The sequence below is a fragment of the Pseudomonas sp. S3_B11 genome (genome assembly GCF_054667715.1).
In genome coordinates this window covers 1,209,566-1,226,205 of record NZ_CP162749.1, presented here as the reverse complement: position 1 = coordinate 1,226,205, position 16,640 = coordinate 1,209,566, and the positions used below count along the sequence as shown (strand labels likewise).

3 protein-coding genes (1 of these 3 cut by a window edge) are annotated in these 16,640 nt (G+C 62.9%); all 3 read right to left on the bottom strand.

The window, feature by feature from the left end:
- Positions 1-169: 169 nt before the first annotated feature.
- Complete coding sequence (locus tag AB4O22_RS05780) at positions 170-2,644, bottom strand: TonB-dependent siderophore receptor (protein WP_460095983.1); 2,475 nt, start codon at positions 2,642-2,644, stop codon at positions 170-172.
- Positions 2,645-2,976: 332 nt separating this feature from the next.
- Complete coding sequence (locus tag AB4O22_RS05775; RefSeq protein WP_460095982.1) at positions 2,977-6,198, bottom strand: non-ribosomal peptide synthetase; 3,222 nt, start codon at positions 6,196-6,198, stop codon at positions 2,977-2,979.
- A protein-coding gene (locus AB4O22_RS05770; RefSeq protein ID WP_460095981.1) for a non-ribosomal peptide synthase/polyketide synthase crosses the window boundary here: on the bottom strand, positions 6,195-16,640 show its 3' portion. Its footprint extends 3,150 nt past the window's final position; the window shows 10,446 of its 13,596 coding nt (coding positions 3,151-13,596); its start codon lies beyond the right edge, outside the window; its stop codon occupies positions 6,195-6,197. The genes AB4O22_RS05775 and AB4O22_RS05770 overlap by 4 nt, the downstream gene beginning before the upstream one ends.

Sequence of the window (16,640 nt, the reverse complement as noted above, 5' to 3'; positions counted from 1 at the left end):
TTGAAAGGGCTGGCTGTAAGAGCGGAACCGCCAGTAGCCACTACCGAAGAAACGGATATGCCCCCTCCCCACGCCCAAAAAAAACGGCGCCTCCCAATTCCTGAAAGAAGCGCCGTTTTTCCAAGTGAACAACATTACGCACAAGACGTTTTTCTAGTTCTCGCGCAAATCAGAACTGCGGTTTGTAAGTCACGCTGAACATCAGATTGCGCGGATCACCAAAGTTGTTGTTGCCATTGAGCTGGTTGTAAGCGGACGTTATGTACGTCTTGTCAAACAGGTTGTTGGCATTGACCGCCAAAGCGATTTCCGGCGTCAGCTGATAGCCGACACGGGCGTTCCATACGGTGTAACCCGGGATTTCACGATCATAGTCGTAAACCATCGTGTGGCTTTGGGTGGTGAAGCCCAAGCCGGTGCTGACACGGCTCCAGTCGCCAGTGAGCTGGTAGTTGCCCCACACCCGCAGCATGTGTTTCGGCGTCCAGGTGCTGTAGATGCTGCCTTCATTGCTCGGATCCTCCAGGTACTTGGTGGTGTTGTAGGTGTAACCCGCAAACAACTGCAGATTGTCCATCACTTCACCACTGATTTCGGCGTCGATCCCCTGGCTACGCACTTTGCCTGAGGCTACCGAGCAACCCGAGCCACCACACCCCGAACCGCCGTCGTTGATCGCACGGTTCTCATGGTCGTAGCGGAAGACAGCCAGGGAGGTATTGACCCGACCATCCATCAATTCGCCCTTGAGGCCGACTTCATAGTTGCTGCCGACTATCGGCTTGAGCACCGAACCGCCGGCGTCCCGATTGGTCTGCGGCTGGAACACGTCGGTATAACTGGCATACACGGCCCATTCACGGCTCAGGTCATAGATGATACCGCCGTAGGGCGTGACCACTCCGGTTTCAGTTCCGGTGCTTGGCGTGTTGGTGACAATGCCGTTGGCCGCGGTTTCGGTTTTCGACTTGTAGCTGAAGTCATACCAACTGACCCGGGACCCCAGCACCAGCGTCAAGTCGTCGACCGGCTTGACGCGCCAGGTGCCGTACACACCTTTCTGGCGGATATCGTATTTGCTGAGGGTACCCTGGCCGCCCGGGCTATTGATCAAACTTTCATAGCTGATGTCCGGACGGTCATTGTTCAGATCGAAGATGGAGTCGCTGGTGTTGTTGAAGGTACGGGCGTAGCGATCATCCGTCTCCAACTGAGAGAAGTTGCCGCCCAGCATGACTTCCTGCTCCATCGACAAGGCTTCGAACTTGCCAGTCAGGTTCATGTCCAGACCAGCCTTCGTGGACTGGAAATCGGTCACGAAGTCGGCATATTGCACGCCACTGCCATCCGCCAAGAGACCACCACCCCTTTGGACTCGCTGGTTTTTCGCCTGGTTGTCTTCGGTCATGTACACGGCACCGACCTTGAAGGCCCAGTTGTCGTTGAAGCGATGCTCCAGATCGGTGTAGTAGGTGGTGACATCGATTTCTGACCGGTTCCAGCGCGCGCCCGTGTAAGTCGAACGCGACACGTCCGGCATCGAACCGTCGGCGTAGCGTGGCAGGCCACGGATGTTGCCGCGCGATTCGCCGTTGGATTGGCTGACCGCGAAGCCCAGGGTGGTGTCTTCGTTCAGGTCGACGTCCAGCGCGCCGTACAGCGAATGGGTCTTGCTCCACGCATGGTCGACGAACGAGTTGCTCTGGTCTTCGTCGACCACGATGCGGCCACGGATGTTGCCGGCTTGGTTCAGCGGGCCGCCGGCGTCCAATTGCAGGCCGTAGTGATCCCAGGAGCCGGCCTTGCCGGTCAGGGTCACGGTCGGTGCGTTCTGGCCACGCTTGCGCACCAGGTTGACGGCACCACCGGGGCTGCCAGTGCCTTGCAGCAGGCCGGAGGCGCCGCGCATGATTTCCAGGCGGTCGAAGAAGATCAGGTCCTGGGTCGCCCAGTTGCCCAGCGAATAGTTGTTACGCAGGATCGGCACACCATCGTATTGCCAATCGTCGATCTGGAAACCGCGTGACGACAGGATCATGCCCTGGCCGACGCCCTGCAGGCCGACGATGCCGGTGGTCTGGTTGACGGCGTCCTTGAGGCTGACCAGGTTCTGGTCATCCATCTGCTTGCGCGTCATCACGGTGATCGACTGGGGAATTTCCTTGAGGGTGTGGGTGCCCTTGCCGATGGTCACGGCGTTACTGGTGTATGAGTTGCTGCCTTCGGTGGTAGCGCCCAGCTCCTGTGCATTGACGGTGGTCGCGCCCAGTTCAAGGACTTCACTGGCGGAGCCGCGCACCAGCATCAAGGTATTGCCCTCGACGCTGTAACGCACGCCAGTACCTTTGAGCAGTTCGGCAATGGCCGCCTGCGGGCTCATCTTGCCGCTGACGCGGGTGCTCTTCAGGCCGGCCATATCAGCAGCGTTGTAGATCACTTGCTGGTTGGTCTGCTGACCGAACGCTTGCAGTGCCTGCGGCAGCGGTTGCGCAGGAATGTTGATGCTGACGTCTTCAGCCATCACCTGAGCGCTGAGGGGCAGTACGCAGACCAACCCCAGACCGGCCAACACCCGCCGCGAACGCAGGCCGCGGGACATGACGAGTGCCTTGAACAGAGGTTTCAACTCATGAATGGATGACATCGTGCTCTCTATTATTGGTAGAAGTAAAAGTCCATGGGGCCGAAGGGCCCGCCGCTCGCCAGCACACGTGAACCCGCACGGTCGATTGCCCCAGGGCAATGTCAGTGCATGGTCGACCGGCCCCTCCCCGGGCACGGTCATCTGGCTGGACGACGGCGAAATCTTTGCTGGACAAACCCGGTGCCTGGACGTCCTGCCCGACCCGATTTGCCCACATACCTAAGTAAGACGCAGCACTTGGCAAAAACCGGAATGAGTTTATTTATCATTCGCGAAAAAGATTAAAAAAAAGGCCGTCGCTGTTGGGCGACGGCCTTTTGTTTCGTGTGATGTCAGTTGCTTTGCGCAGCCCTGGCAGCTTGCAGCTGCCGAGCCTGTTCGGTCAGGCGGAGCTTTTCCTCGGGGCTCATCGCTTCCATGCGCAGGCGGACCTGGGCCATTTTCTCCAGTTGCCCCGGACTGCTCTCTAGCGCCCGCAAGGCCAGTGCCAGCGACGCCACGGTCGGATGATCGAAGACCAGGCCCGGATGAATTTCGCACTGCAACAACTTGCGAATACCGGCCACCAACTTGATCACCAGCAACGAATGACCTCCGGCGGCGAAGAAGTCGCGATCGATGCCCAATCGCTCCAGCCCCAGCAACTGCGCCATGCGTGCGGCGAGCAATTGCTCCAGCGCATCGCGCGGCGCGGCGTCTTTGTCATCCGTTGCCGCACCCGCCAACTGCTGCAATGCCTTGCGATCGATCTTGCCGTTGACCAGTCGCGGGAACGCTTCGATCAGCTGCATGTGCTGGGGCACCATCACGCTGGGCAGGCGGGCGCTCAACCCGGCACGGACGGCGTCCAACACGCCCGTCGCGCTACCCGGCTGTGCCACGATAAAGGCCAACAGTCCCTGCTCGACCGACGTCGCCGGCAGCACCAGGGCTTCGGCCACCTGCGGCATGCGCAGCAGCACCGCCTCGATCTCCGCCAGTTCAATACGGAACCCGCGCACCTTGACCTGCTGATCACGCCGACCGTACAGCTGGATCGCCCCATCCGGGCGATACCGCGCCAGGTCGCCGGTGCGATATAACCGCTGCGCCGGATCAAATGGACTCTGGATGAACGTCTGCTCATCGGCCTCGGCATGCAGATAGCCCCGGCACAGCTGCGCGCCGCCCAGGTACACCTCACCCAGCACGCCCACCGGCGCCAAGCGCAGATCGGCGTCCAGCAGGTAAACCTGGTTGTTGCCCAGCACCTGAGTCAGCGCCGCACAATCGCCGACCGCGCCGTGCAGCGACAACGGGTGAATCATCACCCCCACCGTGGCTTCGGTCGGCCCATAGTGGTTGAACACGCGACAATCGCTGCGCAACCGGGCGATGCGCTCGATCAACGTCGCGGGGATCGGCTCGCCGCCCAGGATCAGCGTAAGCGGCAGTGTCGCCTGCTCACTGTCGAGCAACGCCGCAAGGTGCGACGGCACGATTTTCAGGCAGTCGATCCGTTGCTGCTGCACGTACTGGGCAAACAACGCGCCGTCCTGCATCTGCTCATCGCTGGCCACATGCAGGGTGGCGCCATTGAACAACGCACCAAACAACGCCGTGTTGCCCAGGTCTGCCGCCACGGTGGAGCTGAAACCGACGTTTTTGCACTGCGCGAGCCCCAGGGCCTGACTGGCCTGGGCGGTGTAGTTGAGCAATTGCCGATGCTCGATCACCACACCTTTGGGCACCCCGGTAGAGCCGGATGTAAACAACACGTAGGCGATGTCGTTGCCTTTGGTGGCGAGCACCGGCAAGGGCGCTGCCGACTGACTGAGTTCAGCCAATGTCAGCGCCTTGTACGGCTGCCCCTGCCAGGCCGGCAGGTGTGTCGCATCGGTGAGCAATACAGCCGCGTCGGCCTGTTGCAGCATCAACGCCTGGCGCGCCTGGGGCCACTGCACATCCAGGGGCAGGTACGCCGCCCCTATGCGCCAGCTCGCCAGCATTGCAATCACCAGTTCCGCCGAGCGCGGCAACGCCAGCGCGACAATCGCCCCCTGGCCCAGACCTAGGTGCTTGAGGCCCTGCGCCACACGGTCGACCCGGGCTTGCAACTGGCCATAGCTCAAGTGCTGATGGGCGTCGGTCAGGGCGATGGCGTCCGGCGTACGAATCGCCAGCTCGGCGATGCGCTGCGGCAGATAACGGCCATCCGCCAATGCCTGCATCGGCGGATTGATCGCCCGCAAGCGCTGCTCTTCGCTGCGACTGAGCAAATCGAGCTGCGCCAGTGCGGTTTGCGGGGTGGCAAGGATCGACGCCAACAGCACGCCGTACTGTTCCAGCACGACGCCGGCCGAGGCGAGCGAATAACGCGAACCGGCGTAAGACAGATTGACCGCGGCAAGCCGCTGGGCATCGTCCAATTGAACCTGTAACAACAACTCGAACGCATCGGCCTGCACAAGCGTTGGCTCCGGCGCCCAGTTCAGGTCGCCACTGCTCCGGGCACCGCTCGCCTGCCCCAGGGTAAAGCCATAGGCCGGGCGTGCGTCAGGCGCCAGGTCCGGGGTCCAGTATTCCTGCCAGGTGCGATGGGCTTCGAGGCCCGCCGCCAGTTCGCTCAACCACTCGCTGAACGCCACGCTGGCGGGCAACGAAACGCAAAGCGGCAGGGTTTTCTCGAATACGCCCATGGCATTGGCGAAGTATTCATAGTCGCCACGGCTGTCATGGCGCACGCCGACCAGCGCCTGCTCAAGCCCGCTCAAACGTCCCAGCAACACCCACCAAGCGCCTTGCAGCAGCGTGGCAAGCGGCTGGCCGAGCTGCTCGGCCAGACGGTACAAAGCGTCACGCTGGGCAGGATCCAGCGTCAGCGACACGCACGCAGCGCCTGCACCGGTTTCACTGCCGGCGCTGCGTGCGGCCAACCACGGCGTGGCGATGTCCGTCTGCACGCCGTGCAGGTGCTGCTGCCAGTAGGTGCGTCCGGTGGCGGCATCTTCATCCAGCACCACCTCACTGCGCCATTCCAGGTATTGGGTGAACTCGCCCGGCGCGTCTTCCACTCCCTGGATCCCGGCGCAGGCTTGCTGCACCTGCTCAAGCAGCAGATTCAGGGACGGCCCATCGGCACTGTAGCGGGCGATGCCCAGCACCAGTTGCCATTGCCGTGGCGCCAGACGATAAAGCCCGGCCTGGAGGCTTTCCGATTCGCCGAGCACAAAAGCGCGACCCATCGAGTCCTTGATCTGCGCCTGGATGTCCTCGGCCCGTTGCTCGCTGGCCTGTACTGTCAGCGGGAAGCGAACGGCGCTGGCGGCGGCCTGACGCCAACCGTGGAAACCGGCGACTTTGCCCAGCCGCGCCAAGAGCATCGGCTGCTGCGCCAGCAGCGTATCGAACGCGACCTGCAAGCGCTGCGGATCGAGATCACCGTCGATCACCACGTTCAGCCAGCGCAACGCCTCGCCACAGGTCGCCGTGGGCGACAGTTGTTCGAGCAGCATTTGTTGCTCGGGCGTCAGCGGGAAACTCGGGTCCTGTTGATCCATCGTTACTTCGTTCATGCTCCGGTTTCCTCCAGATTGCGCCTGCCCTGAATCGCGTGCCCGGCACTGGCCGGGTTGTCCAGCGCGTTACGGTCGTACATATCGCCCATGGCTACCACGATCTTGCGCTGGCCCTCGAACGGGTCGCGGGCGTGGGCCACCAGCATGTTGTCCAGCAGGATCACATCACCTTTTTGCCAGTCAAAACGCACCGCACAGGCTTCATACAACTCACCGATACGCGCCATCACCTCGTCCTCAATCGGTGTGCCGTCGCCGTAATACACATGCCGAGGCATGCGCTCCAGGCCGAACATCGACAACAGGTCCTCCCGCACATCCGGGTCCAACCAATAGATGTGATGCAATTGCACCTGGTTGAAGAACGACTTCTCTCCGGTGATCGGGTGCGTGATGATCGCGGGCCCCGGTGTGCGGGTCTGCAACTCGTCGTTATCGAGCCAGCGCCATTGGATGCCGCCCGCCCGACAGCGGGCCTCCACTTCAAGGCGGTCTTCGGTCTTGAAGAAGTGCTGCCACGACACGTCGAGTTTGTCGGTGAAGGTGCGTACGTACAGCAAGCCTTTGTCTTCGAACTTCTCGCGAAGGTCCGCCGGCAATCGTTCATACATCAACCGGCAATCCACCACCGGGGTCGCGCCGCCTACCGGTGCGGCTTGCTCGCAATAGAACATCTGCTTGCGCGGCCAGCGGTCCTGATGGGAGCTTTCGTTGTGGAACAGGATCATCTTGCGCTCGGGATACGGCGTGGAACGGTAGGTGTTCTTGCCGCCTTCTTTCTTCGGCAGGTCGCCGTACTGACCATAAAGCCCTGGCTGTACCGCTTCGGCGAAGGCTTCAAAACCCTGGATACCGTCCAGCTCGAAACCGCGGAACAGAATGCCCGCATGTTCGGCCAGCTTTTGCTCGATCAGTGGCCGGTTCTGCTGGATCCACTCGATGACATCCAGATGGGGCTCGCCCGGCTCCAGCATCAAGGGAAAGCGCTGCGGTGCAGCCACCAGTGATTCACGCACCCGCGCCGCACGAGGCTTGGCGAGGGGTGTCACGGAACGCTTGAGAAACTTGCCCAGTTTGTCGGCCTTGGGCCCCGGGACGGTGGCAGGCGTGACGGCCGCCGCCATGTTGTCGACTGGCATGCTGATAGCTCCCAATTGAATGTCCTGATCAGCGACGATCTGTTCCAACAGGGCTGTCCAGGCCTGAATCAGGTGCTGGATGCGCTCATGTCCGAACAAGGTTGTGGCGAATTGCCAATTACCGCGCAATTGCCCTTCTTCTTCGTCAACGAACAACGCCATATCGAATTTAGAATGGGTCTCGAGCGCCGGCAGCAATTCCACGCTCAACCCGGTCATGGAGCGGGTGCGCACCGGCACGTTGTTCATCACGAACAACACCTGGAGCAACGGGTTCATGCCCTTGTGTCGCGGTACGCCCGAGGCTTCGACAATCTGGTCGAACGGCAAGTCCTGATGCTCCAGGGCGCCGAGCAGGTTGTCCTGGGTCTGCCCCAGGAAGCGCGAGAACGTGGCCGCAGCGTCGAAGCGCGAACGCAGGGGCAGTACGTTGACGAAGAAACCGATCAGCCGCTCCAGCTCAGGCTGTTCACGACCTGCCACGTCGGCCCCGACCACCAGGTCTTGCGCGCCGCAGAACCGATGCAACAACACCTGGAAGGACGCCAGCAGCGTGCTGTACAGCGTGACACCGGCCTCGCTGGCTAACCGGCGCAAGGCCCCGCTCAGCGCGGTGGAAAGCCGGAACTGCAGCGCATCGCCGTCGTAGGACGCCGTCTGGCCCCGGGGGCTGCTCAGCGGCAAGTCCAGGCGCCCTTCGTAGCCGCCGAGCCGGTGTTTCCAGTACTCGGCCTGGCGCGCCAGCACGCCCTGCTCCTCCAGCGCCTGTTGCCACAGCGCGAAGTCATGGTACTGAACCTCCAGGGGTGGCAGCGGCATCGGTTCACCCTTGAGGGATGCCTCGTAGACCTGCACCAGTTCGTTGATCAACAGCCCCATCGACCAACCATCGGAGATGATGTGGTGCATGGCGTACAGCAACACGTGCTCCGTCGGCCCCAGGCGCAGGATCCGCCCGCGCAACAGCGGTGCCTGTTCCAGGTCGATGGGGATGCGCGCGTTTTCCAGCGTCGCTCGGGCCACCTGTTCCTGCTGGGCACTGGGCGACAGGCCAGCGAGGTCGATCACCGGGAAGTCCAGTTGCACCTCATCGGCAATCAGCGCCAGCGGATCGCCTTCTTCGTCCTGGACATACGCGGTGCGCAGTACGTCATGACGGCGAGCCACATCGGCAAAGCTGCTCATCAGGTGCGCCACCGACAATTCGCCGCACAGGCGCAGCGCCATGGGCATGCCATAGGCCGACGTACCGCCGGACAATTGTTCGGCGATCCACAAACGTCGCTGCACCAACGACAGCGGTGCCGAACGTCGCGGACCATGGGCCTTGAGCCGGACCTCATGGGAGTCGCCCGCGCGGACTGGTCCATCGGCAGTACCGGCCATCAGGACCGCCAGCGCCTTGAGCTGCGGATGATTGAACAAGTCACGCAGGCTCAGCGGATAGCCTGTCAGCTTGCGCAAACGCGAGACCGCCTGGGTTGCCAGCAAGGAGTGGCCGCCGCGTTCGAAGAAATGGTCGTTACGACCGACCTGCTCCACTTCCAGCACCTCTTGCCAGATACCGGCGATCTGTTGCTCCAGTTCGCTGACGGGCGCCTCGTAACCGCTTTGCGACAACCCGGTCTCCACCGCCGGCAAGGCCTTGCGGTCGAGCTTGCCGTTGGGGGTCAGGGGCAGTTGTTCGAGGAACAGCAGGTGCGCCGGGATCATGTAGTCCGGCAGGTGTTCGCGCAGGGCGGCCTTGAGTTCATCGCGCAGGGCGCGTTGGGCTTCGGTGGCATTCAGGTTCAGCGTCGGGACGACCACGTAGGCCACCAGTTGCTGACCGCCCGGGGCGTCCTGGGCCAGGACCGCGACGTCACGCACCTCGGGCTGTTGCAGCAGCCGCGATTCGATTTCTCCCAGTTCGATACGGAAGCCGCGGATCTTCACTTGATGGTCGATACGGCCGACGTACTGCAAATTGCCGTTGGCCTGATAACGGGTCAGGTCACCGGTGCGGTACAGGCGTTCGCCGGTTGTGGAGAACGGGTTGGGCACGTATTTTTCGGCGGTCATCGCCGCGCGGCCGAGGTAACCACGGGTGATGCCCGCGCCGCTCAGGTACAGCTCCGCCGAGACGCCTTGGGGCACTGGTTGCAGGTCGGCGTCGAGCAGGTAGCTGGCGGTGTGCTTCAGGGGCCGGCCGATGTTCGCCGTGCCGCCGGCGGTGCGGCGGGTCCAGGTGGAATAGGTGGTGTCCTCGGATGGACCGTAGAGGTCGTAGACATGCGCTATCCCTTGTGGGAGCGAGCTTGCTCGCGATGGCGCCCTTTCAGTTAGCCGATCATTGATTGACCCACCACTATCGCGAGCAAGCTCGCTCCCACAGTTGGCATCTGCGTACAGATTGTCGACCAGGCTTTGCTTCAGGGGCTCTCCAGCCAGGTTGATGATGCGCACACTGGCCGGGATCTCATCGCTGCGTAGCAACGCGGCAATCGCCGAGGGCACGGTGTTGATCAGCCGCACCTGATCGCGGGCCGGCAGTTGCGGCAGTTCCAGGGCATTGCGCGCGATGATCAGCGAACCGCCGTTGGCCAGGGTCACGAACAACTCCCACACCGACAGATCGAAACACACCGACGTGGAGGCGAGTACACCCTGGATGTCATCCCGGCTGTAGACGGATTTGGACCAGTCGATCAGCGCCAGCACGTTGCGATGGGCAATCGCCACGCCCTTGGGCTTGCCGGTGGAGCCGGAGGTGTAGATGACGTAGGCGAGGTTGTCTGGCGTGACGCTGCTGTGCGGTGCGCGCAATGGATAGCGTGAAAGATCGAGCTGGTCGAGCATCAGTACTTCGGTTTCAGCCGGCACACTCAGCGTCGCCGCCACCGCTTGCTCAGTCAGCAACACCCGCGCACGGCTGTCGTCGAGCATGTAGGCCACGCGCTCAACCGGGTAATCCGGGTCCAGCGGCACGTAGGCGCCACCGGCCTTGAGCACTGCCAGCAAGGCGATCAGCAGGTGTTCGGAGCGCGGCATCGCCACGCCGACGCGCACTTCCGGGCCCACACCCAGTTCGATGAGTTTATGAGCCAGGCGATTGGCGCGACCGTCGAGCTCGCTGTAGCTCAGTTGGGTGTTGGAGAAAGTGACGGCCAGGGCATCTGGCATGGCTTCAACTTGACGAGCAATCATCTGGTGGATGCACAACGCTTGCTCGAACGGCGTGTCCAGCGGGTTCCAGTCATGGACCAGGCGCTGATGCTCATCGAACGCCAGCATCGACAGTTCACCCAGGCAGCGCTCGCCATGGGCCGTCATCTGGCCCAGCAACTGGGCCAGATGCGTTGCCAATCGCACCACGGTGGCGGGTTCGAAGCTCGCCCGCTGGTAGCTCATGTGCACCGACAATTGACGGTCCAGGCCCACCAGCAGAGTCAACGGGTAGTTGGTCTGTTCCTGGGTGAGCGGCGGACCAAAGCGCAAACCGTCCGGCGCGCCCTGCTCCAGGGCCTGGGCAATCGGATAGTTTTCGAACACCAACAGGCTGTCGAACAGCGCTTCCCCGCCCTGCCCGGCCCAGCGCTGGATGTCCAGCAACGCGGTGTGCTCGAATTCGCGCAGCGCCAGGTTTTGCGCCTGCACCGCTTGCAGCCAACTGTCCAGGGACTGCCCGGCCTGTGGGTTGGCGATCACCGGCAAGGTGTTGATGAACAGGCCGATCTGCTGTTCGATGCCCGGCAGGTCCGCCGGACGACCGGCCACCGTCGCGCCAAAAGCCACGGTGTCTTTGCCGGTGTAACGCTGCAACAGCAGCAGCCACGCGGCCTGCACCAGCGTGTTGACGGTGACTTTCGAGGCACGGGCGAAGGCTTCCAGGCGTCGGGTCAGCGTCTCGTCCAGGATCTGCACATGGTCGCCATAACCGGTACCGGCCTGGGCCGGTGGTGCAATGACATCGGCCAGCCGCGTCGGGGCCTCCAAGCGTTGCAGCACAGGCGTCCAGAACGCTTCGCTGGCCACCGCATCCTGGCGTTGCAGCCAGGCGATGTAGTCCCGGTAGCGGCTGCCCGATGCGACGACAGGTTGGCCGCTGTAGCGTTGCAGCACTTCGCCGAGTAATTGCGAGTTGCTCCAGCCGTCCATCAGGATGTGATGGCAGGTGTAGATCAAGTGGTAGCGGTCCTCTGCCACGCGTGTCACTACCAGGCGCAGCAAGGGCGCCGACTCCAGTTCGAAACCCTGCTGGCGCTGCGCCAGGGCAAGGGAGTCGAGGTCCTGGGACAGTTGCGCACTGGCGCGCCAGTCATGGAACAGGAAGGCAACGTCCAGCTGTTTGTGCACGACCTGCAGGGCACACTTGAACTCACCTTCCCAGACGAAACTGCTGCGCAGCACTTCATGGGCGTCCATGGCCGCCTGCCAGGCCTGGCGGAAGCGCTCGACGTCCAACCCTTCGACATCCACCCGCAGCTGATTGATGTAGCTGCCGGCCTGTTGCTCATACAACGTATGGAACAGCATGCCTTGCTGCATGGGCGACAACGGATAAATGTCTTCGACTTGCCGGGGCGCCAGTGGCAACGCGTCCAGCTCAGCCTGGGTCAACCCGGCCAGCGGGAAGTCCGACGGCGTGAAGCCTTGGTGCGGTGCCTGGCAGCAGTGCTCGATCAGGGCCTGCAACTCTCGGCCATAGTCCAGGGCCAGCGTCTGGATCGTCGATTCGTCGAACATCTGCGTGCTGAACGTCCAGTCGATACTCAGTTCGCCGGCGTAGACACTGCCATTGAGGGTCAACCAGTTGTCCAGCGGCGCCAGCGGGCTCTGTGGTGCGCCCGCCGATTCGCTGGCCGGGATAAACAAGCCATCGGCATCATCGGCGAATGCGCTGTCGAACTGGCCCAGGTAGTTGAAGGTAATGCGTGGCACAGGCAACGCCTGGAGGGTACGACGGGTCTGCTCATCCCCCAGGTAGCGCAGCGCACCGAATCCGAGCCCTTTGTCGGGTATCGCCCGCAATTGCTCCTTGATCGCCTTGAGCGAATCCCCTGCGGTGACAGCCGGGGTCAAGCGTACCGGGAACAGGCTGGTGAACCAGCCGACGCTACGACTCAGATCCAGATCATCGAACAACGCCTCACGGCCGTGCCCCTCCAGCTGAATCAAGGTCGAGGCGTCGCCGGACCAGCGGCCAATCACCCGGGCCAGAGCCGTCAACAACAGATCGTTGACCTGGGTTCGGTAGGCCGCCGGCGCTTGCTGCAAGAGTTGTCGGGTCTGGTTTTTATCCAGCCGCGTCTGAACCTGCGCCCCATGGCACCTGCGCAGTTCGCCCTCGGGCCGGTCGCAAGGCAAATCGGCGCGAGCGCCCTGCAGTTGCCCTTGCCAATAGGCTATTTGAGCCTGTAACGCCGCACTGCCGGCATGCCCCTGCAACCGTTGCGCCCAAGCCTGGGTGGCACTGGTCTTGGCGGGCAGTTTCAGGGCCTGGCCGGCCTGCAGTTGTTGATAAGCCTGTTGCAGGTCTTCCAGCAGAATGCGCCACGACACTCCGTCTACCACCAAGTGATGGATCACCAGCAACAGCCGCTGGCTGCCATCGGCCAGGCTCGCCAAGACCCCGCGCAACAGTGCGCCGTTCTGCAGTTCGAGACTGCGCTGGGCTTGTTCGGCCAACCGTTCAAGCGCCGCAGCATCTGCCACCTCGGCGGTCCACAACAGCGGTGAGCGTTGCCAAAGCCCCTGTTGCTCGGCGAGGCTTTGATGGCGAGCGGTCCAGGCGTCGTTCTCACGGGTGAAGGCCAGGCGCAAGGCATCGTGGTGGGCAACCAATGCCTGCAACGCCTGCTCCAGATGAGCGGCGTCCACTGGCCGCAGCCCTTTGAGCAGCACCGATTGGTTCCAGTGATGCGGCTCGGCCATGTCCTGTTCGAAAAACAGTTGCTGGAACGGCAGCAACACCGCGTCGCCCGTCACCGGGCCCTGGTCGATGCCCGGGCCGCTGTCCCCCTGGTTCGCCACGCTGGCGAGGCCCTGGATGGTCTGGTGGACGAACAGATCCTTGGGACTGAAATGAATCCCGGCCTGCCGCGCCCGGCTGACCATCTGGATCGAGATAATCGAATCGCCCCCCAGCTCGAAGAAGTTGTCACCCACCCCCACTTGCTCGCGTCCGAGCACGCTTTGCCAGATCGCGGCCAGGGTCTGTTCGAGGGCGGTGATCGGTGCGATGTAAGCCTTGGGGCTGGCGCTGATATCGGCTTTGGGCAGTGCCTTGCGTTCCAGTTTGCCGTTGGGGCTGACGGGCATTTTTTCCAGCCACACCCAGTGCTGCGGCACCATGTAGTCGGGCAAGGACTGGCTCAAATGGTCCTTGAGGCGACCTTGCAGCGCCTGGCGGACGGTGTCTTCGGCGCTCAGCAGTTCAGCGCGGGCTGGCACCAGGTAGGCCACCAGCAAGGTGCCGTCCTGGGCGATGACGACGGTTTCGCGCACCTCGGCGTGCTCGGCCAGGCGCACTTCGATTTCCCCCAGCTCAATGCGCAGGCCACGGATTTTCACCTGATGGTCCATGCGCCCGGCGTATTCAATCACGCCATCGGTGCGATAGCGCGCCAGGTCACCGGTGCGATACAGCCGCTGCCCCGTGCCGAAGGGGCCGGTCACGAAGCGTTCGGCGGTCAGCGCCGCGCGTCGATGGTAACCCCGGGCCAGGCCCTCGCCCGCCAGGTACAGCTCGCCCGTCACACCGACCGGCACCGGCGACAATTCATCGTCCAGGATGTAAGTACCCAGGTTGGCAATCGGCTGGCCGATCGGCACGCTGTCGCGACCGTCCTGGACACAGGTCCAATGGGTGACGTCGATGGCTGCCTCGGTCGGACCGTAGAGGTTGTACAGGCTGGCGTTCGGCAGTTTGGCGAACACCTGCTGCTGCGCATCCACCGGCAGGGCTTCGCCGCTGCACACGATCCGCTTCAGGCTGGTGCATTGGGCCACGTGTGGGTCTTGCACAAACGCCTGCAACATCGACGGCACGAAGTGCAACGTGGTGATGCGCTGCGCGGTGATCAGCTCGATCAGTTGCGTCGGGTCGCGATGAGCGCCCGGCGCGGCCACCACCAGCGTCGCGCCGGTCAGCAGCGGCCAGAAGAACTCCCACACCGATACGTCGAAACTGAAAGGCGTTTTTTGCAGCACGCTGTCCGTGGCATCGAGCCCATAGGCCTGCTGCATCCAGCACAGCCGATTGACCAGGGCCGAATGACGATTGCCCGCGCCCTTGGGCTTGCCGGTGGAACCGGAGGTGTAGATCACGTAGGCCAGGTTTTCAGCGTCAACGTCGACGCACGGATTGGCATCGCGACCTGCTTGCAGCCCGTCCTCGGGCTGATCCAGCACCAGGCAGCGAATGGCCTCCGGAACGGGCAACGCGTCCAGTAGATGGCGCTGGGTCAGCAGCAGGCCGATGCCACTGTCGTCGAACATATAGGCCAGGCGATCCCGTGGATATTCAGGGTCCAACGGTACGTAGGCACCGCCGGCCTTGAGAATCGCCAACAGCCCCAGGACCATTTCCACGGAACGCTCGACGGCGATACCCACCAGCACATCCGGGCCGACACCCTGATCGATCAACCGATGCGCCAACCGGTTGGCCCGGGCGTTGAGCTCGGCGTAGGTCAGGCGTTGCTCGCCGAAAACCAGCGCCGGGGCGTCCGGGGTCCGCGACACCTGCTCTTCGATCAAGCTGTGCACACTGCGATCGAGCGGGTATTGGACTGCCGTGGCGTTCCACTCCACCAGCATGCGCCGACGTTCGTCAGCGTCCAGTAGCGCCCACTGCACAACAGGGCGATGCAGGTCCTGCACCAAGCCTTGCAACAGGTTGAGCCAATGCTGGCCCATGCGCTCGATGGTGGCCGGCTCGAACAGATCCGTGGCGTAGGTCAGGGCCGCGTGCAGGCCTTGGGCGCTGTCGCTGGTGTCCAGGCTCAGGTCGAACTGCGCGGTGCGCTGCGCCCAACCCATAGGCTCGATGGCCAGGTCCGGCAAGGCAGTTGTCAACGCCGTGTCGGTTTCGTTGCGATGGTTGAACATGGCCTGGAACAGCGGGCTGTGACTCAGGTTGCGTTGCGGTTGCAGGGCATCGACCAATTGCTCGAACGGCAGATCCTGGTGCATCTGCGCCGCCATGGCCGTCTGCTTGAGCTGTTGCAGCAAAGCGGCGCCGGTCAAGTCGCTGTGGAATTCGGCTCGCAGCACCTGGGTATTGACGAAAAACCCGATCAATCGCTCGGTTTCCAGGCGCTGGCGGTTGGCAATCGGCACCCCGACGCGAATGTCGGCCTGGCCGCTGTAACGGTGCAACAACGCTTGGAAGGAACCGAGCAACAGCACGAACAACGTGATGTTTTCCCGGCGGGCCAAGGCTTTGAGGGCGTCGTTCAACGCGCGATCGAGCACGACCGGCAACCGTGCGCCGCGCATGCTTTGCTGAGCCGGACGCGGATGGTCGGTGGGCAGTTCCAGCAGCGGCTGTTCATCGCCCAGTTGTTCGGTCCAGTAGGCCAGTTGCCGGTCCCGTTCACCGGCAGCCATCCATTGCCGCTGCCAGACGGCGTAGTCGGCGTATTGCACCGCCAGGGCTGGCAACTGCGCGGACTGGCCCTGGATGAACGCCGAGTACAGGCTCATCAGGTCATCGACCATCACCTGCAACGACCAGGCGTCGGCAACGATGTGATGCAGAGTCAGCACCAGGATGTGCTCTTGCTCGCTCAGCGCCAGCAGGCCGACGCGCAACAGCGCATCGTTCAGCAGATCGAACGGGCGTTGCGTCTGCTGCTCGATAAATGCCTGGATACCGGCCTCGTCATCCACCGCCAGACGCTGCTCGACGAAGTCGACCTGCCCCTGGGCACGCATCACCTGACAGGTCCGGCCATCGTCTTCGACGAAGGTGGTGCGCAAACTTTCGTGACGCTCCAGCAGCGCTGCAAAGCTTTGACGCAGGGCGCCTGTATCCAGCGCACCGCGCAGCCGCAGCGCCGTCGGAATATTGTAGGCGGCGCTGTCGGGGTCCATTTTCCACAGGAACCATTGGCGTTCCTGGGCAAAGGACAATGGCAACGGCTTGTCCCGGGGTACCGGCACCAGCGCCAACGGTTGCTCACCGTGGCCGGCGTCGAGGGCCTGCACAAAATCCTGCAACGTGCTGTGTTCGAACAGACTGCGCAACGGCACCTCGATATCCAGCGCCCGACGGACCCTCGACACCACTTGGGTCACCAGCAACGAATGTCCGCC